This window comes from Candidatus Mycobacterium methanotrophicum (genome assembly GCF_023515995.1).
Taxonomy (GTDB): domain Bacteria; phylum Actinomycetota; class Actinomycetes; order Mycobacteriales; family Mycobacteriaceae; genus Mycobacterium; species Mycobacterium methanotrophicum.
In genome coordinates, this window is record NZ_CP097320.1 from 223,445 (window position 1) to 244,669 (window position 21,225).

20 protein-coding genes and 4 pseudogenes are annotated in these 21,225 nt (G+C 66.8%); 14 read left to right on the forward strand and 10 right to left on the reverse strand.

Annotation, left to right across the window (positions count from 1 at the left end; genetic code table 11):
- Nucleotides 1-57 precede the first annotated feature (57 nt).
- The 6 genes from M5I08_RS01155 (at nt 58) to egtE (ending at nt 6,206) form a co-directional block, all read left to right on the forward strand.
- Nucleotides 58-681, forward strand: a complete 624-nt coding sequence (locus M5I08_RS01155) for a sensor domain-containing protein (protein WP_370328612.1) — start codon at nt 58-60, stop codon at nt 679-681.
- A 174-nt stretch (nt 682-855) separates the two neighbouring features.
- The gene (gene egtA / locus M5I08_RS01160; protein WP_219066953.1) at nt 856-2,139 is read left to right on the forward strand and encodes an ergothioneine biosynthesis glutamate--cysteine ligase EgtA; all 1,284 of its coding nucleotides are present in this window, start codon (nt 856-858) and stop codon (nt 2,137-2,139) included.
- Entirely contained in the window at nt 2,136-3,416 is a 1,281-nt protein-coding gene (gene egtB / locus M5I08_RS01165) for an ergothioneine biosynthesis protein EgtB (RefSeq protein ID WP_219066954.1), read from the forward strand. Before egtA ends, egtB begins: the two co-directional genes overlap by 4 nt.
- Nucleotides 3,416-4,117, forward strand: a complete 702-nt coding sequence (egtC, locus tag M5I08_RS01170) for an ergothioneine biosynthesis protein EgtC (RefSeq protein ID WP_219066955.1) — start codon at nt 3,416-3,418, stop codon at nt 4,115-4,117. Before egtB ends, egtC begins: the two co-directional genes overlap by 1 nt.
- Nucleotides 4,114-5,079: an L-histidine N(alpha)-methyltransferase gene (gene egtD, locus M5I08_RS01175; protein WP_219066956.1), complete on the forward strand. Its 966-nt coding sequence runs from the start codon at nt 4,114-4,116 to the stop codon at nt 5,077-5,079. The genes egtC and egtD overlap by 4 nt, the downstream gene beginning before the upstream one ends.
- Nucleotides 5,076-6,206 carry an ergothioneine biosynthesis PLP-dependent enzyme EgtE gene (gene egtE, locus M5I08_RS01180; protein WP_219066957.1) on the forward strand — a complete coding sequence of 377 codons (1,131 nt, stop codon included), beginning with the start codon at nt 5,076-5,078 and terminating at the stop codon, nt 6,204-6,206. The genes egtD and egtE overlap by 4 nt, the downstream gene beginning before the upstream one ends.
- A 3-nt stretch (nt 6,207-6,209) precedes the next feature.
- Here the strand turns inward: egtE and M5I08_RS01185 are convergent, their stop codons facing one another.
- Together M5I08_RS01185 and M5I08_RS01190 are read right to left on the reverse strand one after the other, a co-directional pair.
- Nucleotides 6,210-6,890, reverse strand: a complete 681-nt coding sequence (locus M5I08_RS01185) for a class I SAM-dependent methyltransferase (protein WP_219066958.1) — start codon at nt 6,888-6,890, stop codon at nt 6,210-6,212.
- Nucleotides 6,891-6,909: 19 nt separating this feature from the next.
- Complete coding sequence (locus tag M5I08_RS01190) at nt 6,910-8,385, reverse strand: glutamate-cysteine ligase family protein (RefSeq protein ID WP_219066959.1); 1,476 nt, start codon at nt 8,383-8,385, stop codon at nt 6,910-6,912.
- 96 nt (nt 8,386-8,481) lie between these two features.
- On the opposite strand from M5I08_RS01190, the pseudogene M5I08_RS01195 reads away from it, so the two are divergent.
- The 3 genes and pseudogenes from M5I08_RS01195 (at nt 8,482) to glpK (ending at nt 10,400) form a co-directional block, all read left to right on the forward strand.
- Nucleotides 8,482-8,707 (forward strand): annotated as a pseudogene (locus M5I08_RS01195) (antitoxin).
- Nucleotides 8,704-8,838, forward strand: a pseudogene (locus tag M5I08_RS01200) (type II toxin-antitoxin system VapC family toxin); the annotation flags it as partial. The pseudogenes M5I08_RS01195 and M5I08_RS01200, both read left to right, overlap by 4 nt.
- 35 nt (nt 8,839-8,873) lie before the next feature.
- Complete coding sequence (gene glpK, locus M5I08_RS01205; RefSeq protein WP_219066960.1) at nt 8,874-10,400, forward strand: glycerol kinase GlpK; 1,527 nt, start codon at nt 8,874-8,876, stop codon at nt 10,398-10,400.
- Between the two features lie 84 nt (nt 10,401-10,484).
- Here the strand turns inward: glpK and M5I08_RS01210 are convergent, their stop codons facing one another.
- Nucleotides 10,485-11,201, reverse strand: coding sequence for a PadR family transcriptional regulator (locus M5I08_RS01210; protein WP_219066961.1), 717 nt, complete (start codon nt 11,199-11,201; stop codon nt 10,485-10,487).
- 261 nt (nt 11,202-11,462) lie between these two features.
- Here M5I08_RS01210 and M5I08_RS01215 point away from each other — a divergent pair, with 261 nt between their 5' ends.
- Complete coding sequence (locus M5I08_RS01215; protein WP_219066962.1) at nt 11,463-11,753, forward strand: hypothetical protein; 291 nt, start codon at nt 11,463-11,465, stop codon at nt 11,751-11,753.
- A 42-nt stretch (nt 11,754-11,795) separates the two neighbouring features.
- Here the strand turns inward: M5I08_RS01215 and M5I08_RS01220 are convergent.
- Nucleotides 11,796-12,533 (reverse strand): annotated as a pseudogene (locus M5I08_RS01220) (RDD family protein); the annotation flags it as partial.
- A 113-nt stretch (nt 12,534-12,646) separates the two neighbouring features.
- Between M5I08_RS01220 and M5I08_RS01225 the strand changes: the two are divergent.
- The gene (locus tag M5I08_RS01225) at nt 12,647-13,639 is read left to right on the forward strand and encodes a stage II sporulation protein M (protein ID WP_219066964.1); all 993 of its coding nucleotides are present in this window, start codon (nt 12,647-12,649) and stop codon (nt 13,637-13,639) included.
- A gap of 71 nt (nt 13,640-13,710) precedes the next feature.
- On the opposite strand, the gene M5I08_RS01230 is transcribed toward M5I08_RS01225, so the two are convergent.
- From M5I08_RS01230 to M5I08_RS01250, 5 genes are read right to left on the reverse strand one after another with little or no spacing between them, the layout of a single operon-like run.
- Nucleotides 13,711-15,033 (reverse strand): DUF58 domain-containing protein, encoded by a 1,323-nt coding sequence (locus M5I08_RS01230; RefSeq protein WP_219066965.1) that lies wholly within the window; start codon nt 15,031-15,033, stop codon nt 13,711-13,713.
- On the reverse strand, nt 15,033-16,016 hold the full coding sequence (locus M5I08_RS01235) for an AAA family ATPase (RefSeq protein ID WP_219066966.1): 984 nt from the start codon (nt 16,014-16,016) through the stop codon (nt 15,033-15,035). The genes M5I08_RS01230 and M5I08_RS01235 overlap by 1 nt, the downstream gene beginning before the upstream one ends.
- A complete protein-coding gene (locus tag M5I08_RS01240; RefSeq protein WP_219066967.1) occupies nt 16,013-17,146 on the reverse strand; it encodes a DUF4350 domain-containing protein in 1,134 nt (377 codons plus the stop codon). The genes M5I08_RS01235 and M5I08_RS01240 overlap by 4 nt, the downstream gene beginning before the upstream one ends.
- Entirely contained in the window at nt 17,128-17,781 is a 654-nt protein-coding gene (locus M5I08_RS01245) for a DUF4129 domain-containing protein (RefSeq protein WP_219066968.1), read from the reverse strand. Before M5I08_RS01245 ends, M5I08_RS01240 begins: the two co-directional genes overlap by 19 nt.
- A gap of 13 nt (nt 17,782-17,794) precedes the next feature.
- Nucleotides 17,795-18,994: a hypothetical protein gene (locus M5I08_RS01250; RefSeq protein ID WP_370328551.1), complete on the reverse strand. Its 1,200-nt coding sequence runs from the start codon at nt 18,992-18,994 to the stop codon at nt 17,795-17,797.
- Between the two features lie 177 nt (nt 18,995-19,171).
- Here M5I08_RS01250 and M5I08_RS01255 point away from each other — a divergent pair, with 177 nt between their 5' ends.
- Nucleotides 19,172-19,636, forward strand: coding sequence for a GatB/YqeY domain-containing protein (locus tag M5I08_RS01255; RefSeq protein WP_219066969.1), 465 nt, complete (start codon nt 19,172-19,174; stop codon nt 19,634-19,636).
- A 173-nt stretch (nt 19,637-19,809) separates the two neighbouring features.
- Nucleotides 19,810-20,442 (forward strand): annotated as a pseudogene (locus tag M5I08_RS01260) (transposase); the annotation flags it as partial.
- A 100-nt stretch (nt 20,443-20,542) separates the two neighbouring features.
- Here the strand turns inward: M5I08_RS01260 and M5I08_RS01265 are convergent.
- Nucleotides 20,543-20,956: a helix-turn-helix domain-containing protein gene (locus M5I08_RS01265; protein WP_249763023.1), complete on the reverse strand. Its 414-nt coding sequence runs from the start codon at nt 20,954-20,956 to the stop codon at nt 20,543-20,545.
- Here M5I08_RS01265 and M5I08_RS01270 point away from each other — a divergent pair.
- Complete coding sequence (locus tag M5I08_RS01270; protein ID WP_249763024.1) at nt 20,940-21,140, forward strand: hypothetical protein; 201 nt, start codon at nt 20,940-20,942, stop codon at nt 21,138-21,140. The two genes, M5I08_RS01265 and M5I08_RS01270, sit on opposite strands and share 17 nt — an antisense overlap.
- The last annotated feature ends 85 nt before the right edge of the window (nt 21,141-21,225 follow it).

Genomic DNA, 21,225 nt, shown 5'->3' on the forward strand with positions numbered 1-21,225 from the left:
GTTTGGGCGGCCCAGTTGGCAGGATCGAGGTCCATGACCTTCGAAGTCGCGAAGGCGATGACGGTTGGCGGTGCTGCGGCGGTATTGCTGGCCCCGTCCACGGTGGCCGCGCCTTCGGCGCCGGGTGTCGTCAACTACGCGGTCCTCGGCAAGGGTTCGGTGGGCAACATCGTCGGCGGGCCGATGCGGGACGAATCGGTGTTCACCCAGCCGGTCCAGTCGTATTACGTCGACAACCCGGTCTGCAACAACTGGGCCGACATCGGGTTGCCGGAGGTCTACAACGACCCCAACCTGGCGTCGTTCAACGGCGCCAGCACGCAAACGTCACCGACCGACCAGACTCATTTCGTCAAACAAGCGGTCGGCGTCTTCGCGACCGGCGACGCCGCCGCCGGGGCGTTCCACCGCGTCGTAGACCGCACGGTCGGCTGCTCCGGACAGACCACAGCGATGCATTTGGACAACGGAAACACGCAAGTGTGGTCATTTGACGGCGGACCGCCCGGCCCCGCGGATGCGGCCTGGACCAAGCAGGAAGTCGGCACCGACCGTCGATGTTTCACCCAGACCCGGCTGCGGGAAAACGTGCTCCTGCAAGCGAAGGTCTGTCAGTCCGGCAACGGCGGTCCCGCGGTAAATGTGCTGGCCGGCGCCATGCAGAACGCGCTGGGTCAATAACTGTGGCCGTTTCGGCCGCACCTGCGGCATCGAAAATCGGGACGAATCCGGCGACGACGGGAGTATGTCGGCGGCGTCTGGAAGATCGAAGCTTGTGACTGTCGTTGCTAGCCGCGCGCAACCAACGGGCTCGATCGCTCCGGACCGTTGCCCTGGGCCGAAGGGATCGGGAATATGGCGTTTGCCGTCGCGTCGGAGCAGGATCCCGCAAGCCCCGCAGGCGGGCTGGCCGATTCTTCGGCCGCCGCGCAGCACATCACCGACTGCTGCCTGTCCGACGGTGCGGTAGGGCGGGTCGGCCTGGAGATTGAGGCGCATTGCTTCGACCCGGCCAACCCGCACCGCAGACCGAGCTGGAGTGAAATCAGCGACGTCCTGGCATCTCTTCCGGCGATGCCGGGCGGCAGCGTCGTCACCGTCGAACCCGGTGGCGCTGTCGAGTTGTCGGGCCCGCCGCTGCAGGGCGCGTGCGCGGCGATCGAGGCGATGATCACCGACCAGGCCGTGCTGCGAACAGCGTTCGCCGGCGCGGGTCTGGCACTGGTGTTGCTGGGCGCGGATCCGCTGCGGCCGGCTCAGCGCATCAATCCGGGTGCGCGCTACCACGCGATGGAACAGTTCTTCAAGGCCAGCCACACCTTGGCGGCCGGCTCGGCGATGATGACTTCGACGGCCTCGGTTCAGGTGAACCTGGATGCCGGGCCCGCGAGCGGCTGGGCCGACCGGGTCCGGCTGGCCCACGCGCTTGGGCCCACCCTGGTCGCGATCACCGCCAATTCGCCGCTGCTCAGCGGCAACTTCTCCGGCTGGCGATCCACCCGCCAGCGGGTGTGGAGCCAGCTCGACGCGGCGCGATGCGGCCCGATTTTGACCGCCAGCGGCGACGATCCCGGCACCGACTGGGCGCGCTACGCGTTGAAGGCGCCGGTGATGCTGGTGCACAGCCCAACCAGAGACGCTGCGGTGCCGGTGTTGCACTACCTGCCCTTCGCGGATTGGGCTGACGGCCATGAGCTGCTCGGCGGTCGCCGGCCTACCGCCTACGACCTGGAGTACCACCTCACCACGCTGTTCCCGCCGGTGCGTCCACGCCAGTGGCTGGAAATCCGCTACCTGGACAGCGTCCCCAACGCCATTTGGCCGGCGGTGGTCTTCACGCTGGTGACGCTGCTCGACGACCCGCTGGCCGCCCGTATCGCTGCTGACGCCGTCGAACCCGTCGCCACCGCTTGGGATGTCGCTGCCCGGACCGGGCTCGGCGACCGGCGGCTGTACGACGCGGCCAACCGGCTCATGGCCGTCGCTGCCGAACGCGTCCCGCCCGGGCTCACCCAGGCAATGCAGCATCTGGTCGCGGCGGTCGAACGGGGCCGCTGTCCCGCCGACGAATTTTCCGACCAGGTGATCGACAACGGTATCGATGTCGCGGTCGCCCGGCTGGCGCTGGGGGAGTCGTGACGTCAAGCGAAGCCCTGGCGCGAGATCTGAGCCGAGCGCGGGACAGGACGCTGCGGCTGGTCGATTTCGACGACGCCGAACTTTGCCGCCGGTACGACCCACTGATGAGTCCGTTGGTGTGGGACCTGGCGCACATCGGTCAGCAGGAAGAGCTTTGGCTGTTGCGCGGTGGTGACCCGGATCGGCCCGGAATATTGCCCCGCGCCGTTGAAAACCTCTACGACGCATTCGTGCATTCGCGCGCAAGTCGCGTCGACCTGCCGCTGCTGTCTCCAGACCAGGCCCGGACGTACTGCCGGACCGTGCGATCGGGCGCGCTGGATGCTCTCGATGCGCTGCCCGACGAGCCGGGCCGCAGCTTCCCGTTCGCGATGGTGGTCAGCCACGAGAACCAGCACGACGAAACGATGCTGCAGGCGCTGAATCTGCGCAGCGGTCCGCCGCTGCTGCCGGACACCTCCCGGCTGCCGCGGGGCCGGCCGAGGCTCGCCGGGACGTCGGTGGCGGTGCCGGGCGGTCCGTTCGTCCGGGGTGTCGACGGAATAGCTGAACCGTTCTCGCTGGACAACGAACGCCCGGCGCACGTCGTCGATGTCCCGGCATTTCGCATCGGGCGGGTTCCGGTCACCAACGCCGAATGGCGGCAGTTCGTCGACGACGGCGGCTACGGCCAACCGCGGTGGTGGTCGGCACGCGGTTGGCGGCACCGCCAAAGTGCCGGCCTGACCGCTCCACAGTTCTGGGCCCCCGACGGGCAGACACGTACCCGGTTCGGCCGTGTCGAGGACATTCCCGCCGACGAGCCGGTCCAACACGTCAGCTATTTCGAGGCCCAGGCCTATGCCGCGTGGGCCGGCGCCCGGCTGCCCACCGAAACCGAATGGGAGAAGGCGTGCGCGTGGGATCCGGAAACCACTGTCCGGCGCCGCTATCCATGGGGCGCCGCGGAGCCGTCGGCAACCTACGCCAACCTCGGCGGCGAGGCGCTGCGCCCGGCGCCGGTCGGCGCCTACCCGGCGGGCGCGTCGGCCTATGGAGTCGAGCAGATGCTCGGCGACGTCTGGGAGTGGACCAGCTCGACGTTGCAACCGTGGCCGGGCTTTACCCCGATGATTTATCAGCGTTACTCCCAGCCGTTCTTCGGCGGCGACTACCGGGTGTTGCGCGGCGGGTCATGGGCGGTGGCGTCGGCCACCCTGCGGCCCAGCTTCCGTAACTGGGATCACCCGTATCGGCGGCAGATCTTTTCCGGCGTCCGGCTGGCCTGGGATGCCTGATGTGTCGACACCTCGGCTGGCTGGGACGAGAAGTCTCGGTCTCCTCGTTGGTGCTCGACCCGCCGCACGGCCTGCGGGTGCAGTCCTACGCTCCGCGCCGGCAAAAGTACTGCCTGTTGAACGCCGATGGTTGGGGCGTCGGCTTTTTCGACGGCGCGACGCCGCGGCGCTGGCGTAGCGTGGCACCGCTGTGGGGCGACGTCTCGTTTCGTTCCATCGCGCCGGCGCTGCGCAGCCACTGCGTGGTGGCGGCGGTGCGGTCAGCCACGGTCGGCATGCCGATCGAAGCCAGCGCGACCGCGCCGTTCACTGATGGACAGTGGCTGTTGTCGCACAACGGTATTGTCGATCGCACTGTGCTGTCATCCGATCTTGGCGCCGAATCGGTCTGTGACAGCGCGATTCTCGCGGCGCTGATCTTCGACCGCGGCCTCGATGCGTTGGCTGAGACGATCGTAGGGGTGGGCGCCGCTGACCCGAACGCGCGGCTGAACATCCTAGCTGCCAACGGTTCTCGACTTCTCGCCACCACCTGGGGCGACACCCTGTCGATTTTGCGTCGCGACGACGGGGTGGTGCTGGCCAGCGAGCCGTACGACGACCAGCCCGGCTGGGAAGACGTACCGGACCGCCACCTCGTCGAGGTCGGCGCCGACGGCGTCACATTGACCGCACTGGAACACATGAGGGGACTTCGATGACGCTATCGCTGTGCAACCACCTGGCGGCGGACTCCGCATATCAGGCGCTGCGCCGTGACGTGCTCGACGGTCTTCGGAGTGCTCCGAAATCATTGCCGCCCAAATGGTTTTATGACGCGGTAGGCAGCGACCTGTTTGGCCAGATCACTCGGCTGCCCGAGTATTACCCGACCCGCGCCGAGGCGGAGATCCTGCGGGCCCGGTCCGCCGAGATCGCCTCGGTCACCGGCGCGGACACCCTGGTCGAGCTGGGCAGCGGCACGTCCGAGAAGACCCGGACGCTGTTGCGAGCGCTGCACGACGGCGCTGCGCTGCGCAGGTTCGTGCCGTTCGACGTCGACGCGAGCATGTTGTCAGCAGCCGCGCGAGCCATCGAGCACGAGTATCCCGACATCGAAATTGCCGCTGTCTGCGGTGATTTCGAAGAGCATCTGTCGGAAATCCCCGGCGGCGGGCGACGGCTGTTCGTGTTCTTGGGCTCGACGATCGGCAACCTCACCGCTGGGCCGCGCGCAAAGTTCCTGGCGGCGTTGGCCGCGGTCATGCGGCCGGGTGACAGCCTGCTGCTGGGCACCGACCTGGTCAAGGACGCTGGCCGGCTCGTCCGGGCCTATGACGACGCCGCCGGAGTGACAGCGCAGTTCAACCGCAATGTCCTCGCCGTCGTCAACCGGGAACTCGACGCCGACTTCGACGTCGACGCCTACCGGCACGTGGCTCGCTGGAACAGCGAAGAAGAGCGGATGGAGATGTGGCTGCGGGCCGAGAGTGCGCAGCGGGTGCGCATCGCCGCGCTGGAGTTGACCGTCGAATTCGCCGCCGACGAAGAGATGCTCACCGAAGTGTCCTGCAAGTTCCGGGCCGACGCGGTGGCCGGCGAGCTGGCTGCGGCGGGACTGCGGCGCACCCGGTGGTGGACCGACGCCGCCGGCGATTTCGGGTTGTCGCTGGCCATCAAGTGATTCGAAGTTTGGCCGACGCCTGGCGGGCGGCCCGACCGCCGGCCACCGGGCTGCACCTGGACAGCGCGGCGTGTTCGCGGCAGAGCTTCGCGGTGCTCGACGCCGCAGCCGCACACGCGCGGCGCGAGGCCGAGGTCGGCGGATACGTCGCGGCGGAGGCGGCCAAACCTGTTCTCGACGCCGGACGCGCCACGGTCACCGGGCTCACCGGCATGCCCGACGCCGAGGTGGTGTTCACCACCGGGTCATTGCACGCGCTGGACCTGTTGTTGGCCAGCTGGACTGGCGGACGGACCCTGGCCTGCCTGCCCGGCGAATACGGACCCAACCTGGCCGTCATGGCCGCGCACGGCTTCGCCCGCCGCCCGCTGCCGACCGACGGCGAAGGCCGGGTCGTGGTCGACGAGGCAGCCGCCGGCCTGGCCGCCGATCCACCGGGTTTGATCCACCTGACCGCGGTGGCAAGCCATCGCGGAGTGGTGCAACCGCTGCACGAAATGGCCCGGCTCTGCACGGAATTGGGTGTGCCGCTGGTCGTCGATGCCGCCCAGGCGCTTGGGCAGGTGGATTGTGCTGCGGGCGCCGACGCGACGTATGCGTCGTCGCGCAAATGGGTCGCCGGTCCGCGCGGGGTCGGTGTGCTTGCCATCCGGCCGAGCCTGATCGAGCAGCTCCGGCCGCGGCTGCCGCCACCGCATTGCGTGTCGTCGCTCTCGGTGGCTCAGCGACTCGAATTCGGCGAAGCCAATGTTGCTGCCCGCGTGGGGTTTGCGGTTGCGCTGGGGGAGCATGTTGCATCCGGCCCGGCTGCGGTGCGCACACGTCTGGCCGAGCTGGGCCGCATCAGCCGGACCGTACTCGCCGACCTGCGGGGGTGGCGGGTGATCGAATCGGTTGACGAGCAGAGTGCCATCACCACGCTGGCCCCCGTCGACGGCGCCGACCCGGCAAAGATCCGTGCGTGGCTGATCACGCAACGTCGCATTCTGACGACGTCGGCGGGGACGGAACGGGCGCCGCTGGAGCTGACGGCGCCGGTGCTGCGGATTTCGCCGCACCTGGACACCACCATCGATGACCTGACGACCTTCGCCGAGGCGCTCACTGATGCGACTGCGGCGGTGTGATATTCAGCCGTTCTTGTGTGCGGAAAGCAGGTAGGCCGGCAGTTTGGCTCGACCCTTCTGGTCATGAGAGAACTCCGGCATTTGGAACGGCGCATCGGGGTTGGCCGCAGGGATGTTCGCATGGATGAACGCCGGCTTGATGTCGTCTATCCGCCAGTACTTCGAGACCGCGTCGCGCAGTTCGGCTTCGTCGACCGTGTTGGGTCCCTGTTCGGCTTCCGGGGGGAACGCGCCGTTGGCGAACACCAGCACGTAGTAGTTCGCACCGGGAGCCGCCGCCCGGTGCACCGAGCGCAGGTACCCGTCGCGGTCCTCGACAGAAAGCGAGTGAAACAACGTGCTGTCCACCACCGTATTGAACCGGCCGTCGTAGCCGGCGAGCTGCGTGATGTCGGCCTGTACAAAACTGGCTGTGTTCAGTCCGCGCTCTCGCGCCGCCCGGTTGGCCGCGGCGACAGCCGTGGGTGTCAGGTCGACGCCGACCACAGTGTAGCCATCGGTGGCCAGCGCAAGTGACAACTCGGCGTAGCCGCATCCGGCGTCGAGCACATCGCTGCGGAACTTGCCGGCGGCGATCAGCGCGGCCAGCTGCGGCTGTGGCTCGCCGATGTTCCACGGCGGCGGACCGTCGAATTCGCCTTGCCCGCGATATGCGCTGTCCCAGTCCATTACTTCATTTGGCATGTGCTCCAACGTACCCGCGTCAGCCGATGTCCCAGGTGTGCACCGGTTCATTGGTATGCATGTACTCGCAGTACCGCCGCAGCATCTGCGCCAGCGCAGCTGGTCGGGCCAAGCCGCTCATCTGTAGCGCGCGCACCGTGGAGACCTGCCAGACGGCGCCGTTGCGTCCGGTGCGGACGCGGCCCTCGATCACGCCGAGGAACCGGTCGCGCACCTCGCCGGCGACGCCCCAGCGCTGAAGTCCGTCGTGCGCCATCGGTAGCAGCTCGCCGAGCACCAGTTCCTCAGGCGTCACCTCGCCCAGCCCCGGCCAGTACAGGCGTGCCTGCATGCCGTGTCGAGCAGCATCGTGGAAATTCTGTTGAGCTGTAGCGAAACTCATCCTGGTCCACAGCGGACGGTCCTCTTCGGACAGTGTGCGCAACGTGCCGTAGTAGAAAGCCGCGTTGGCCAGCATGTCGATGACCGTTGGCCCAGCCGGCAGCACACGGTTCTCCACCCGCAGATGCGGCCGGCCGTCGACAACGTCATACACCGGCCGATTCCACCGATACACCGTGCCGTTGTGCAGACGTAACTCCGAGAGCTGGGGCGTGCGTCCGGCGGCGAGTTCGGCAACCGGATCCTCGTCGGACACCTCCGGCAGCAATGACGGGAAGTAACGGACGTTCTCCTCGAACAGGTCGAAGATCGAGGTGATCCAGCGTTCACCGAACCAAACCCGCGGCCGCACACCCTGGGCCTTGAGCTCATCAGGCCGGGTATCGGTGGATTGCGCGAACAGTTCGATGCGGCTTTCGGACCACAGCTGATGGCCGAAGAAGTACGGCGAGTTTGCGCCCAGCGCCAGCTGCGGCCCGGCCAGTACCTGTGCGGCGTTCCAGTTGTCGGCGAAGTCGGCAGGCGATACCTGCAGGTGCAATTGCATACTGGTGCAACCGGATTCGGGGGCGATGGATGCCGAGTTAAAACTGAGCGGCTCCGGACCGCTGATATCGATTTGGATGTCTTCGCCGCGGGCGTTGAAGATCGAGTCGTTGAGGGCCGCATATCGGCTCGATTGACTCATCCATCCGCCGGTGAGGTGCTCGGGCATCAGCGTCGGCAGGATCCCGATCATGACGATGTGGGTGCCGCCGGCGTTGGCCTTGGTCTCGGCGGCGTTCAAACTGGCCCGCACCTCGGCTTCCAATTCCAGTCCGGTTGCGCCTGCCAGCGCCCGGGGCGGCACATTGAATTCGATGTTGTAGGCGCCTAATTCGGTCTGGTAAGCCGGATCGGCGATGGCGGTCAGCACGTCCTGATTCGACATCGCCGGCTGATAGTCGTCGTCGACCAGGTTGCATTCGATTTCCATCCCGGTAAGTCGGCATCCGCATTCGAAGCTGGCCTGCCCCAGCATGGTTTCGAAGACGTCCAGGCACAACTGCACCTTGCGCCGGTACTCCTGTCGGTGTACGCGCCGGTAGGTGGTCCGCTTGACCTCATCGCCCACAGTGCTGATGCAACCGGTTTGCTTTCTCCTGCGCAACCGCGTCATACCCCGCACACATCAGATGCTGACTCAGATAGCATCTGGTGTGGGGACAAGATCGATCTCGACGCCGACGTCTTGCGTGCATTGAAGCGGCGCCAGCGCGAGGAGGAAAAAACGGTTGGGGCAGCTCGTCTCCGAACTGCTCGCGCAAGCACTGGCGGCCAAGCCTCGACCGCACGTGGACATCCGCTGGGAGACCGCCGACCTACGACCGCGCCTCGACCTTGACGATAAGGATGCAGTTTGGGCGGCCCTGGACCAGCCTGGCTATCACGCGTGAGCGAGACCGTCGACGTCAATGTCCACGTTTAGGCGACGCATCGCGGCAGTCCGTTTCATGACACGGCGAAGGTACTCGTCGAGCGATTTTTGGTCGGACCCAGCCTCATTTATCTGCTGTGGCCGGTCGCCGCGACCCCTTCGCGGCCTGAGCTGGAAGAAGGCACATGGCCGAGTCCGCTGAGTTCGTCGCCTCCATCGACCAGGGCACCACCAGCACCCGCTGCATCATCTTCGACCACGACGGCGCTGAGGCGGGGCGCCATCAGCTCGAGCATGAGCAGATTTTGCCGCGCGCCGGCTGGGTCGAGCACAATCCGGTCGAGATCTGGGAGCGCACCACCTCGGTCCTGATGTCGGCGCTCAATGCGACGAATCTGTCGGCCAAAGATATCGCCGCGCTGGGCATCACGAATCAGCGGGAGACCACGCTGGTGTGGAACCGGCATACTGGCCGGCCGTACTGCAATGCGATCGTCTGGCAGGACACCCGTACCGATCGCATCGCCTCGGCGCTGGACCGCGACGGCCGCGGCGACGTGATCCGCCATAAAACCGGTCTGCAGCCGGCAACATACTTCTCCGGCGGCAAGCTGCAATGGGTGCTGGAGCACGTCGACGGTGTCCGCGAGGCCGCCGAGAGTGGCGATGCCGTTTTCGGCACCCCGGACACCTGGCTGCTGTGGAATCTGACCGGCGGTCCTCGCGGCGGGGTCCATGTCACCGACGTCACCAACGCCAGCCGGACCATGCTGATGGATTTGGAGACTCTGGACTGGGACGACGAACTGCTGTCCTTTTTCGGCATCCCGCGCGTGATGCTGCCGTCGATCGCCGCGTCCTCGCCGCGCCAGCCCTACGGCGTGACGTTGGAGACCGGACCGCTCGGCGGTGAGGTGCCGATCACCGGAATCCTTGGCGACCAGCATGCGGCGATGGTCGGTCAGGTGTGCCTAGCGCCGGGCGAGGCCAAGAACACCTACGGCACCGGAAACTTTCTGCTGCTGAACACCGGTGAGCAGATCGTCCGGTCCCGTAACGGTCTGCTGACGACGGTGTGCTATCAGTTCGGCGACGCCAAACCCGTTTACGCTCTTGAAGGTTCGATCGCAGTGACCGGCTCGGCCGTGCAGTGGCTGCGCGACCAGCTGGGCATCATCAGTGGCGCGGCGCAGAGCGAGGCGCTGGCGCGCCAGGTCGACGACAACGGCGGAGTGTACTTCGTTCCGGCGTTTTCCGGGTTGTTCGCACCGTATTGGCGCTCTGATGCGCGTGGCGCGATCGTCGGGCTGTCGCGCTACAACACCAACGCGCATTTGGCCCGCGCGACGTTGGAGGCGATCTGTTACCAGAGCCGCGATGTGGTCGATGCCATGCACGCCGATTCCGGTGTGCGCCTTGAGGTGCTGAAGGTCGACGGCGGGGTCACCGCCAATGACTTGTGCATGCAAATCCAGGCCGACGTATTAGGCGTCGACGTGGTGCGCCCGGTGGTCGCGGAGACCACCGCGTTGGGCGCGGCGTACGCGGCCGGGCTGGCGGTCGGCTTCTGGGCCGACCCGAGTGAGCTGCGAACGAATTGGCAGGAGGGCACGCGTTGGACGCCGGCCTGGAGCGATGACGAGCGCGCCGCCGGCTATGCGGGTTGGCGCAAAGCCGTGCAGCGGACGCTGGGCTGGGTCGACGTGTCCTGACCTCCGCCTTTTCCGCGAGCGTGCGTGTTTGTCCACGACACGCCGGTGTCGAACGGCATTTCACGCACGCTCGCGGGGCGCCGGTCAGTCGTCTTCGCCGAGGATCGTGTAGATCTCGCGACGCGCGTTGTTGACGACCTCGAGGATGCGCTGCTGCTGCTCAGCGCTGGCGGCGTGAGCGGATTGTGCTACGGCGCCGAACAATTGCCCGACGGCGGCGCGCAGGTTCAGATGCGACGGGTCGACGCCGTCGGCGATCTCCTCCCATGGTGGTGTCTCGACTTTCTCGGCAGCGGTCCGGCCGGCGTCGGTCAACTCGAAAAGCTTTTTGCTGCCTTCGGTTTCCTTGCCGACAATCAGGCCCTCGTCGACCAGCAGTTGCAGAGTCGGGTAGACCGAGCCGGGGCTGGGGCGCCACAGGTCCTGGCTTCGCTCGGCGATCTCTTGGATCATCTCGTAGCCGTGCATGGGCCGCTCGGCCAGCAGCACCAGGATCGCGGCGCGAACGTCGCCACGTCGACCGCGCCGACCGGGTCCGCCGCGCCGTCCAGGGCCGAACCCGAAGCCCGGACCGAAACCCCGGCCGGCGCCGGGGCCGAAACCGGGGCCGAAGCCTGGGCCGAACGGCCCGTGGTGGCCGGCGTCGTGACCGCGGACAAAGCCGCGGAGCTCCCGACGAGCCTGCCTGCGCTGTTCGTGCAGCGCGCGCCGCGCCTGTGGGTCGAAGCCGAAGCCCTGGAATCCGGGGTCGCCGGGGCCGCCCGGGAACGGCGCATCTGCGTGGGGGAATGGGGTATCCATAATGTTGGCTCGTTTCTGGAAAGGCAGCGCCCGATGCGCTACCGATACGACGACGATATATCGAAAACTATCGTGATGCAACGGCGCGCTTCTTGTCAGCCGGGTGACCAGGGGTTTGTGGCTTCACTGAGCCGGGTAGCACATCCAGTGACGAACGAAGAAAACCGCGATGGGACGATCGGCGCCGGTCGAGACCGGGACTTAGGCGAACAGTCAGCCACAGCCCGCGCAACTGGTGGCAGCAATCGTCTGCGGTTCTGGATGAATTGGGCGCTGGCGCTGCTGGGGGTGGTGGGCGCCGGCGCGGTCATGGTATTTGCGTTGGGCGCGGTGATGAGCACCGCCGCATGCAGCGACAAGCAATGCCCCAACCTCGGGCCCAACGGGATCAGCTTCGGCGTGTTGTTCTACGGCGCCCCGTTCGTGGCCGCGGTGACGGTCGTCGTTTCGTTTTTCACCGCACAGCGCCGGCGGGGCGTCGTGGTCCCGCTGCTAGCGTTGGCGCTGTTGGTTGCCGACGTCACCCTCCTTGCCGTCACAGTCGCGCAGTAGTCGCCCCAATTTCTAGCGGCGCGGCCATCCATACGCCGTGTTGGGCCGTAACCGCGCGAGTTCGCGACGGTGTCGTTCGGCCAGCACCGCGGCCAAGGCGAATTGCGGCGGCGTTCCGGGCGGCGGCGCAGGGGCGATTTGGCTCAGCACGTCACCGGCGATCCGGTAAGCCATCTGGTCGCGCAGCTGCGGATCGAGTTGCGGTGCGCGGGCGAGGAATTGGCGCGCAACCTCGGCTCGTTCAGGGCTCAGCCCGGACAGCTGCAGCGCCGCAGCCCACCAGATCAACGGCGCCGGCATCAACGGCAGCGGGTGCAGCTTCGGGCCGCGTTCGCTAATCACCACGGTCCCCGCGAAGACATCACCGATCCGTTTGGCTCTCGGCGAGAGCATGCTGCAGATCACCGCCGGGCTGCCCAACAGCATCCAGATCTCGACGACCGATGCCAGTGCGCGAAACAGCGCCTGGCGGAAGCGCTCCGGGCCGCCGTCCTGCGACACCACCCGCAGCCCCATCACCAGCTTGCCCACCGACCGGCCCCGCGTTGCGGTTTCGAAGACGACGGGATATCCGACGAACACCAGCACCGTGAAAATGATCATGATCGCTGCGGTCAGGGAGTCGTCGAATTGACTCAGCGTGGCCGCCCACAACATCAGCGCCACCAGATAGCCGATGACGATGACGGCGATGTCGATCGCCGCTCCGACCGCCCGCACCGGGAGTTGAGCTATCGGAACGTCGAGCACCACGGCGTCTCCGGTCACCATGTGCGGCATACGGCAAACGCTACTCGGCTAGGCCTGATTGCCGGACCCTCCCCCGCAAGCGGCAGGTGCCCCCATCTCAGGCCTTTCAGGCCTGCGTCGTCGTCCGGCTAGCATCTTCAGTGGTGGATGTCGACGCGTTCGTAGTCGCTCACCGCGACACGTGGGACCGGCTCGAAAATTTGGTGAAGAACCGCCGGCACTTGACCGGTGCGGAGATCGACGAACTCGTCGAGCTCTACCAGCGGGTGTCGACGCACCTCTCGATGCTGCGCTCGGTGTCGTCGGATTCAGCCCTGGTCGGCAGCCTGTCGAGTATGGTGGCGCGTGGCCGCGCCGCCATCACCGGTGCTCACGCTCCGTTGTCCAGGGAATTCACCCGGTTCTGGACCGTGTCGTTTCCGGTGGTGGCTTACCGCGCCTGGCGATGGTGGCTGGCGACGGCGGTGGTGTTCTTCGCCGTCGCCGCGGCCGTCGCGGTGTGGGCAATCGACAGCCCCGAAGTCCAATCTGTGATCGGAACACCAAGCGAGATCGATGAATTGGTCAACCACGACTTCGCCTCGTACTACCGCGAGCACTCCGCCGCCGCGTTCGGGCTGCAAGTCTGGCTCAACAATTCCTGGGTAGCCGCCAAGTGCATCGCGTTCTCCGTCGTGCTGGGTGCGCCGATTCCATTTGTGTTGTTCGCCAACGCCGCCAACCTCGGACTCGTAGCAGGGCTGATGCTTGCGGCCGGCAAGGGTGGCGTCATGCTCGGGCTGTTGATTCCGCATGGCCTGCTGGAGCTGACGGCGGTGTTCTTGGCGGGCGCCGCTGGCATGCGGCTGGGGTGGTCGGTGATAGCACCGGGTGATCGCCCACGCGGCCAGGTGCTCGCTGAGCAGGGTCGTGCCGTCGTCGCGGTCGCGGCGGGGTTGGTCGTGGTGCTGCTCATCTCGGGCATCATCGAGTCGTTGGTCACCCCGTCGACGCTGCCCACAGCGTTGCGGATCGGCATCGGAATCCTCGCCGAGGCGGGGTTTTTGACGTACATCGTGTACTTCGGTCGGCGTGCGGTTCGGGCCCGCGAGACCGGCGACATCGCCGACGCGCCAGACGTCGTTCCCACCCGTTGACTCGCGGCGAACGTGGGGTTGCGTCACGCAATCTGCGAAAAAACAGGTGTCAACGACACATTCGGCGACAGTCATAGCCGCCCGGCGGCTTTCATAGCCAGGTAACAGTCGGCCAGCGCCGGCGCGAGCTCGCCGGGAACCGCGTCGATCACCTCTACTGCGCTGTGCCGAAGCCGAGAGGCGATGGCATACCGGTCGTTTCGGGAATATTCGGCGGCTGCGGCGTCATAGACCGCGGCCGCATCCGCCCGCCCTGCGGCAAGGTGGTCGACCCGCGGGTCGGCGACGGCGGCAAGGATCACCCGGTGCCTGGCCGAGAGCTGGGGCAGCACCGGCAACAGCCCTTCCTCGAGAGCGGTCGCGTTGAGGTCTGTCAGCAGCACGACTAGCGAGCGCCGTCTGGTTCGGCGGACGATAGTGGAAACCATCGCGGTCGCGTCAGATTCAATCAACGCAGCATGCAGCGGAGCCATCGCGTCGACCAGTCGGGCCAGTAGTTCGGTTCGCGATGCGCCGAATACGCCGGCGCGGATCACGCGGTCGTGCGCGAGGAAGTCGACATGATCACCGGCTCGCGACGCGAGCGCCGCCAGCAGCAGAGCGGCGTCCATCGACCAGTCCAGTCGGGGCCAACCACTTGGATCGGTGGCCGTGGGATCGATACCGACCCGGCCGGCAGCCGTGCGCCCGGTGTCGAGCACGATGACGACCCGGCGGTCACGTTCAGGTCGCCAGGTACGCACCACGACGTCGGCTCGACGAGCGGTGGCGCGCCAGTCGATTGAGCGGACGTCGTCACCGACGACATACTCTCGCAGCGAGTCAAATTCGGTGCCCTTTCCCCGCGTCAGGGTTGGCGACAGGCCGTCGATTTCTCGGAGTTTGGCCAGGCGCGCCGGTAGATGCTGGCGCGACAAGAACATTGGCAGTACGCGGATTTGGCCGGGCAGCGGATGTGACCTCTGTCGGCCCGCCATGCCCAGCGGGCCGACTGACCGTGCAGTGACCACCGCCGACCGCTGATCACCGCGGCGGATCGGCCGCAAGCAGGTGTCTATCCGCTGCATCCGGCCGGCGGCGATGTCGATGGCGTGAATAGCCGGGTCAGCCCGGGCGCTAGGCGCCCAGGCGTCCCGAAACTGCCCGCGAAACCGCCGCCGGCCAGCATTGTGGATCAGCAGCCCGGCATTCACCGCTTCGCCGAGCCGCACCGCGCCGTTGGGCAGCCGGGTGTACCGCAATTGGAATGGGCTTGACGCCATGCCGATGTCAGCGATGACCGCGACGGCCAGCGCCGCGAGCAGTATCACAAAAGATGTTGCCGGCCAAGCTGATAGCACCACGGGCAGACTGCAGATGAGTGCAATCAGCCCGGTGCGCCCCGTCAGGATCACTAGCGTGGCACCGGGACCGAGGCCAAAATCCCGTCGAGTACGCCATCGGGTGTGGCGCCCTCCAGCTCCGCCTCCGGCCGAAGCATCACCCGGTGGCGCAGGGTCGGCCGGGCCATGGCCTTCACGTCATCAGGTGTGACGTAGTTACGCCCGCAGAGCCACGACCACGACCGCGCTGTGGCCAGTAATGCGGTTGCGCCGCGCGGCGACACACCCAACTGGAGCGCAGGCGAATACCGGGTGGCGCCGGCGATGTCGACGATGTAACCCAGCACCTCCTGGGCCACGCGCACCTGGCTCACGGCATCGCGGCCCGCTGCCAGCTCGGTCGGTCCGGCCACGGGACGGATCGCCGACAGGTCATGCGGATCAAAGCCATGTGCGTGGCGACCGAGAATGGCAATCTCGTCACCGCGCGGTGGCACTGGCACAGTCAGTTTGAGCAGGAACCGGTCCAGCTGCGCCTCCGGCAACTGATATGTGCCTTCGTATTCGACCGGGTTTTGCGTCGCGGCGACGATGAACGGGTCGGGCAGCGCCCGCGGTTCGCCGTCCACACTTACCTGACGCTCTTCCATCGCCTCCAGTAAGGCCGCCTGGGTCTTCGGTGGCGTGCGGTTGATTTCATCGGCCAGCATCAGATTGGTGAAAACCGGGCCGCTTCGGAACACGAAGGCAGCGGTGCGAGCGTCGAAGACCAGCGATCCGGTGACGTCGCCAGGCATCAAGTCCGGGGTGAACTGGACACGCTTGAATTCCAGCTGGAGGGCTGCGGCCAGCGAACGAACCAGTAGTGTCTTCGCCACGCCGGGCACACCTTCGAGCAACACGTGTCCGCGGCATAGCAGTGCGATCACCAGCCCGGTGATCACGGCATCCTGCCCGACAACAGCTTTGCCGATCTCGCCGCGCAACGCCAGCAGGGCCTGACGCGCCGATTCCGCCAGCGGCGGCTGGGCGGAGGTGGCGCGCGATTGGGTCATCGTTGTGTGACCTGCCTTTCGATGTCGTCGAGTGCGCGGGCAAGCTGTACCAAGTCGGCATCGGAAGCCGGTGACGGGCCAAACAGATTATGGCGCAACGACTCTGCATGAAATCCGCTGCGTTTCGCGGCGGCTGCCACCACTGCAGGCGCGGACGCCTTACCGCTCAGGCCGAGCCGGGGTAGTAGTCGCTGCAGAGTCGCGGCGCGCAATGCTTGGGCTGCGCGATCGCGGGCCCGCCGCGACCGGTATAGCCGGCCGCGGCCCTCGACCGTCTCCGACGCGCGCACTACCACAGGAAGCTCCTCTGCGACCAGCGGACCGAGTCGACGGCCCTTCCACAACGCAAACAGCAGCACCGCCAGCCAGAGTTGCGCAACCATCCAGATGACGTTATCGGGGATCAGCCCGAAGATCGTTGTCGAACTCGAAGATTCGCCTTCGACCCGCTGCGGGGCGTACCACACCAGCCGGGAATGCTGGCCGGCGAGATTCATTGCCAACGCGGCATTACCGGCCCGCAGCAGCCCTCCGTTCGTCATAAAATCGGTGCTTCCGACCACTGTCACCGTGCGGTCGAAATCACGGTAGCGGACCAGCGCTCCGCCGTAGCAGCTGGTAACCGTCTGGTCAGGGGCAGCTTGAAAAATGTTGGACGGGCCGAAATCTACCGACTCGGCCCGGTTAGCTTCGCGTAGCGCACAATTCGGCTCGGTGCTGCGCACGCTGGCGGCACTGCTGCGGACACCGGGGGCAAGCGCGGCGCGGGCATGGGAGGTCGGCTCGACCAGCAGCAGATCGCCGGGCGTAGCGGCCAGCCGCTGCAGCAGCGCATCGCTGGTGACGCGCTGGGTCTGGGCGAACAGCAGCAATGTTCCCGGGCGTGCGGCGGTTTCTACATCGGCAATGTTGGCGGCGACCACAATGGTGACCCCGCGGTCCCGCAGCAGCGTGACCAATGCGTGAGCGCCGCTGGGTCCGGTCGAGGCCGGGTCCATCCGCCCGCCGGGACGGGGCCCCGTCAGATAGGCGCCGACCGCTGCGAACACGCAGACCGCGGCCAGCGCAAATAGCGGCCACCGCCATGACCGCCGTTGGCGTAGGACGGCAGTCATCGCACCGGCGCCCATGCGTCGACCGGGGCGGACACACCCAGCCCTTGGCGACCGGCCGTAGACCGGGATCGCAGGTGGTCGTCAAGCTCGACAATCATCTGGTAGGCAGCCGGTGTCCCCGGGCGTTCGCCATAGGCGACGTCATTGAATACGTTTGCCGCGTGGGATAATTCGACTACAAGATGAGGCATGCGGGCACCGGCGTCACAGGCCAGCTCGTTGGCGGTGCGGCCCGGCGCTGGGTCCAGGATTCCGGCCTCCTCCAGATCGCGGGCCACTGCACGCAGCCGGTGTCGAATCGCTGCCGACCAATTACCTTCGGCGGCAAACTGTTCCGCGACACCACGATGCTGGTCGGCGCTGAGCTGGCCGGCATCGAGCAGCTGATGGTCGCCGCCGCCATGAGCGCGCATGGTGCGTCGCGCGACGCGGACGGCGATTACCATCGCGACGATCAGCAAGGTAAACAGCACGCTGACGGTGAACCATCCGCCCGGCACCGCAGAGCCGTTTTCGATGAGGCGGAAGAGCAGCTGGTGAATCCATTCATGCACCCGCTGCGCCAGCGATCCGTTGGGATAGATCGGTTTGTCGAGTTCGCGTTGGGCGGCCTGGTGCGCGGCATCGCGGTCGATGTCAATGGCGGGCAACTTCGGCTCGTCGCTATACCGGCCGAGTCAGCCACAGATAGTCGGTAGAAGCCGCCGGCCGAGACTGCGCAGGCCGGCCGGCGCCGGACTGCAGGACCAGATCGAATGCCTCGGCCCGGATCCGGCGGTCGGTGTAGAGCAAGACGACGACGCCTGCGCTGAATGGAGCGGTGATAATCCGCCCGATCGCCGATCCGACGGCGCCCACCGTCGCGCCGAGCAGCGACGATCCACTGGATCCCACCAGCAGGGCACCGACGAAATTGAACGGCGCCGCGAGCGCATTGGCGATCAACACCACCACCACCCAAGTCAGCACCCGGATGCCCAGCACTCGCCAAAAGCTGTTGCGGACCAACTTAAATGACCGCGTGATCGCGTCGATCACCGGTAGCCGCTCCAGCACTATCAACACCGGCGCGAACGACAGGGTGGTGTAGAAGAAGACCACCGTCGCTATAGACACCAGCAGCAGGGGCAAACCGATGACAACGGCCGCCGCCGCGTTGCCGGCGGCGCCGACCGCCCCGATGATCAGGCCCACCAGGCCGACCAGCAACACCAGCCCAACCGACTCCACCGCCACCAGGCCAATCAAGGCGGGCAGCCGCGCACGAATCTTGACCCACGTTTCGGCCGGGCCGATTGTTGAGCCGAAAACCGCCCGGCCCACAACGACCGTGAGCATGCCGCTGAGCACAACGCCGGCCAGCCAGCCAACCACGCCGGCCAGCCCAGCTGACATCATCCAGGCCGCGATGTCGCCCTCGGTCAGGTCGTCGGGCGGGGCGGTCCGTAGCCGGTTGGCAGCAGCCAGGGGGCCGACGGCGCCGATCAACGTGATGATCTGCGTACCGACCACGACGATCGCAGCCAGCCCCAAAGTAGCCTTCAGGTTGGTCCGGATATAGGCGGCGGCGCCATTGAAAATGTCGTTGAGGCTCAACGGCCGCAACGGGATTATCCCGGACGGGATCGTTGGAAAACGGTTCGGTGGTGTGCTGCCGTAGCCGGGCGGCGCCGCATAGCCCGGCGTAGGCGGATAGGGCGACGGAGGGTAGGAAGCGTAACCGGGCGGCGGTGGATAGTTGGCGGGCGGGCCGTAGCCAGCCGGCCGATACCCCGAATAGCCCATCGGCGGGTACGCGGGGGGACCATAGCCGAACGAGGGATAGTCCGGGTAATCGGGGTAATCGGGTGGCGGCGCGCTCACCAGGGAGAACCGCGGTCGTTGTTGGCCAAGCAGCGCCGCTCGACCCCATCGCTTCCAGCTGTATGGTCGCCGGCGCGGGTCATGGCTCCATACTGTCGAGCGCCGGAGCATTTCTCAACGTCGTGCGATGCCGCACGGTCAGGCTTGCTTGGCGGTGTGGCGAGTAGCGTCTGCGCCATGGCGGAACTCAAATCCCGGCTTCGGACAGATTTGACCGATGCGATGAAGGCGCGGGACAAGCTGCGTACCGCGACACTGCGCATGCTGCTGGCCGCGATTCAGACCGAGGAGGTCTCCGGCAAGGCGGCACGGGAGCTCTCCGACGACGAGGTGCTCAAGGTGCTGGCCAAGGAGTCCAGGAAACGCAGCGAAGCAGCCGAGATCTACACGCAAAACGGACGCGGAGAACTGGCGGCCAACGAGCACGCCGAAGCTCGTGTCATCGACGAGTATCTGCCGACACCGCTCACTGAAGCCGAGGTCGCCGACGTGGCCGATACCGCTATCGCGCAGGTAGCCGAGCAATTGGGCGACCGGCCCAGCATGAAGCAGATGGGATTGGTGATGAAGGCCGCGACCGCGCTGGCCGCCGGCAAGGCCGACGGGGCACGGCTATCTGCGGCGGTTAAAGACCGGCTTTAGCCGGCAATCGGCTCTAGGTGGCTGGTGTTTTTCGCGCGCCGTTGACCCGGAAATCGGCTGTGGTCAGTGAGAATGGTTGGGTGAGTTTGGGTTTGACGCCGAAGCAGGCGGATTTGTGGCGGACGACGGTGGACTTCTGCGAGGGCCGGGTGGCGCCGGACTCGATTTACGGCGTGCTGCATCGCATCGAGGGCCTCTCGGATCGGGAGGCGGTGCAGCGGTTCGCGTTCGACGCGCGGTGGAAGTATGCGGCAGGCGGGCTGGTCGGACGCAAGCGGGTGCTGGATTCGACCCCGCTGTATGACGCGGTGGCCACGATGGACACGGTCACGCTGATCCGCTCGGCGATCCGGGGGCTGTTGGCGGTGGCCGGCGCGGAGCTGCAGGCCGGGCTGCGCGCGCGGCTGTCCCGCGACGACGATTACGCGCGGGCGGGAAAACCGGTGTGTGACTACGACGATGCGGAGGCGCGCGAGGAGCTGGTGGACGCGCTGGCCCGCGACGCGTACGCGCTGCTGGCCTGCCTGGATGAGCAGACGCTGGAGTCGGGGTTGGACAAGGCGGCCAAGCTGTTGGCCACCGTGGCCGGCCAGGACCTCGGCCAAGACGCCGGCGACGGGATGTTCCGCATCGCGCGCCGGGTCGCCGCCGATCGGGTGATCTCCACCGCGGACCCCGATGCCCGCCACGGCCACAAGACCTCCGCGCGGGGTTTCGACGGATACAAGGGCCACATCGCGATCGACCCCGACGCCGAGATCATCACCGCCACCAAAGTCACCGCGGGCAGCGCCGGCGACGCCGAACCCGCCACCCTGCAGTCGCATGTAGGGATCGGATTCCTTTGTGGGGCTGGTGGAGGTGGTTGCCCATTATGATGCCAGCCGACGCTGACATCGTGGGCGTTTAGGCCCGAGTGCGGGAGCTGGTGTGTCGGGCCGATGGGTTGAGGTGGCCGGATTCGGTGATGCGGCAACGGCATTCGGACTCGATGTGCTCGTTCCAGGGGATGCAAAGCAGGTTGCCGGTGCCGCGGCGGGCGGTGAGCTTGCCGGTGTTGATCCAGTCGTAGACCACGCCGGTGCTGACGCCGAGCCGTTCGGCGGTGTCAGCGACACTGATCTCGCCGTCCGCGTAGGGGTTCGGGGCCGTTGAGCATGCCCGCCAGCTCGTTGGTGGCGGTGGTCGGGCCGAGCCGGGTGACCATCTCGACCGCGGGCTAGGGACTGCGCACAGCTGTCCCGGGGTGAACGGCACGATCCACTCGGAGTTCGTCGGATGCGCCTGTGTGCCAACGGATCCCGTGTCCCACCAAGTCACGGACACTATCTTCGAGCGGCTTGGGCTCGCCCCGTCGCAGCTGCGCCGCGACCGCATTCTCGACGAGGCCTCCCACACCGCCGACCCGGTCCACCTCATGCACGTGTTCGGCATCAGCGCCAAGACCGCCACGACCTACATCCAGGCCGCCCACCCTGAACGCCGCTCGACCGCACCTCGATAACACAGCTCGGGCACGCAACCCCGCTGCCAGCTACGCGAACTCGCACCACACTGGACCGCAAAACGCTTAAGCACGTGCATGTTCC

Bases quoted from the DNA above. Each gene is read 5' to 3' on its own strand.
- M5I08_RS01155 (WP_370328612.1), top strand. From the start codon at position 58: ATGACGGTTGGCGGTGCTGCGGCGGTATTGCTGGCCCCGTCCACGGTG.
- egtD (WP_219066956.1), top strand. From the start codon at position 4,114: ATGACGCTATCGCTGTGCAACCACCTGGCGGCGGACTCCGCATATCAG.
- M5I08_RS01255 (WP_219066969.1), top strand. From the start codon at position 19,172: ATGGCGGAACTCAAATCCCGGCTTCGGACAGATTTGACCGATGCGATG.
- M5I08_RS01240 (WP_219066967.1), bottom strand. From the start codon at position 17,146: ATGGGCGCCGGTGCGATGACTGCCGTCCTACGCCAACGGCGGTCATGG.
- M5I08_RS01185 (WP_219066958.1), bottom strand. From the start codon at position 6,890: ATGCCAAATGAAGTAATGGACTGGGACAGCGCATATCGCGGGCAAGGC.
- egtA (WP_219066953.1), top strand. From the start codon at position 856: ATGGCGTTTGCCGTCGCGTCGGAGCAGGATCCCGCAAGCCCCGCAGGC.
- M5I08_RS01210 (WP_219066961.1), bottom strand. From the start codon at position 11,201: ATGGATACCCCATTCCCCCACGCAGATGCGCCGTTCCCGGGCGGCCCC.
- M5I08_RS01215 (WP_219066962.1), top strand. From the start codon at position 11,463: ATGAATTGGGCGCTGGCGCTGCTGGGGGTGGTGGGCGCCGGCGCGGTC.
- glpK (WP_219066960.1), top strand. From the start codon at position 8,874: ATGGCCGAGTCCGCTGAGTTCGTCGCCTCCATCGACCAGGGCACCACC.
- egtC (WP_219066955.1), top strand. From the start codon at position 3,416: ATGTGTCGACACCTCGGCTGGCTGGGACGAGAAGTCTCGGTCTCCTCG.
- M5I08_RS01235 (WP_219066966.1), bottom strand. From the start codon at position 16,016: ATGACCCAATCGCGCGCCACCTCCGCCCAGCCGCCGCTGGCGGAATCG.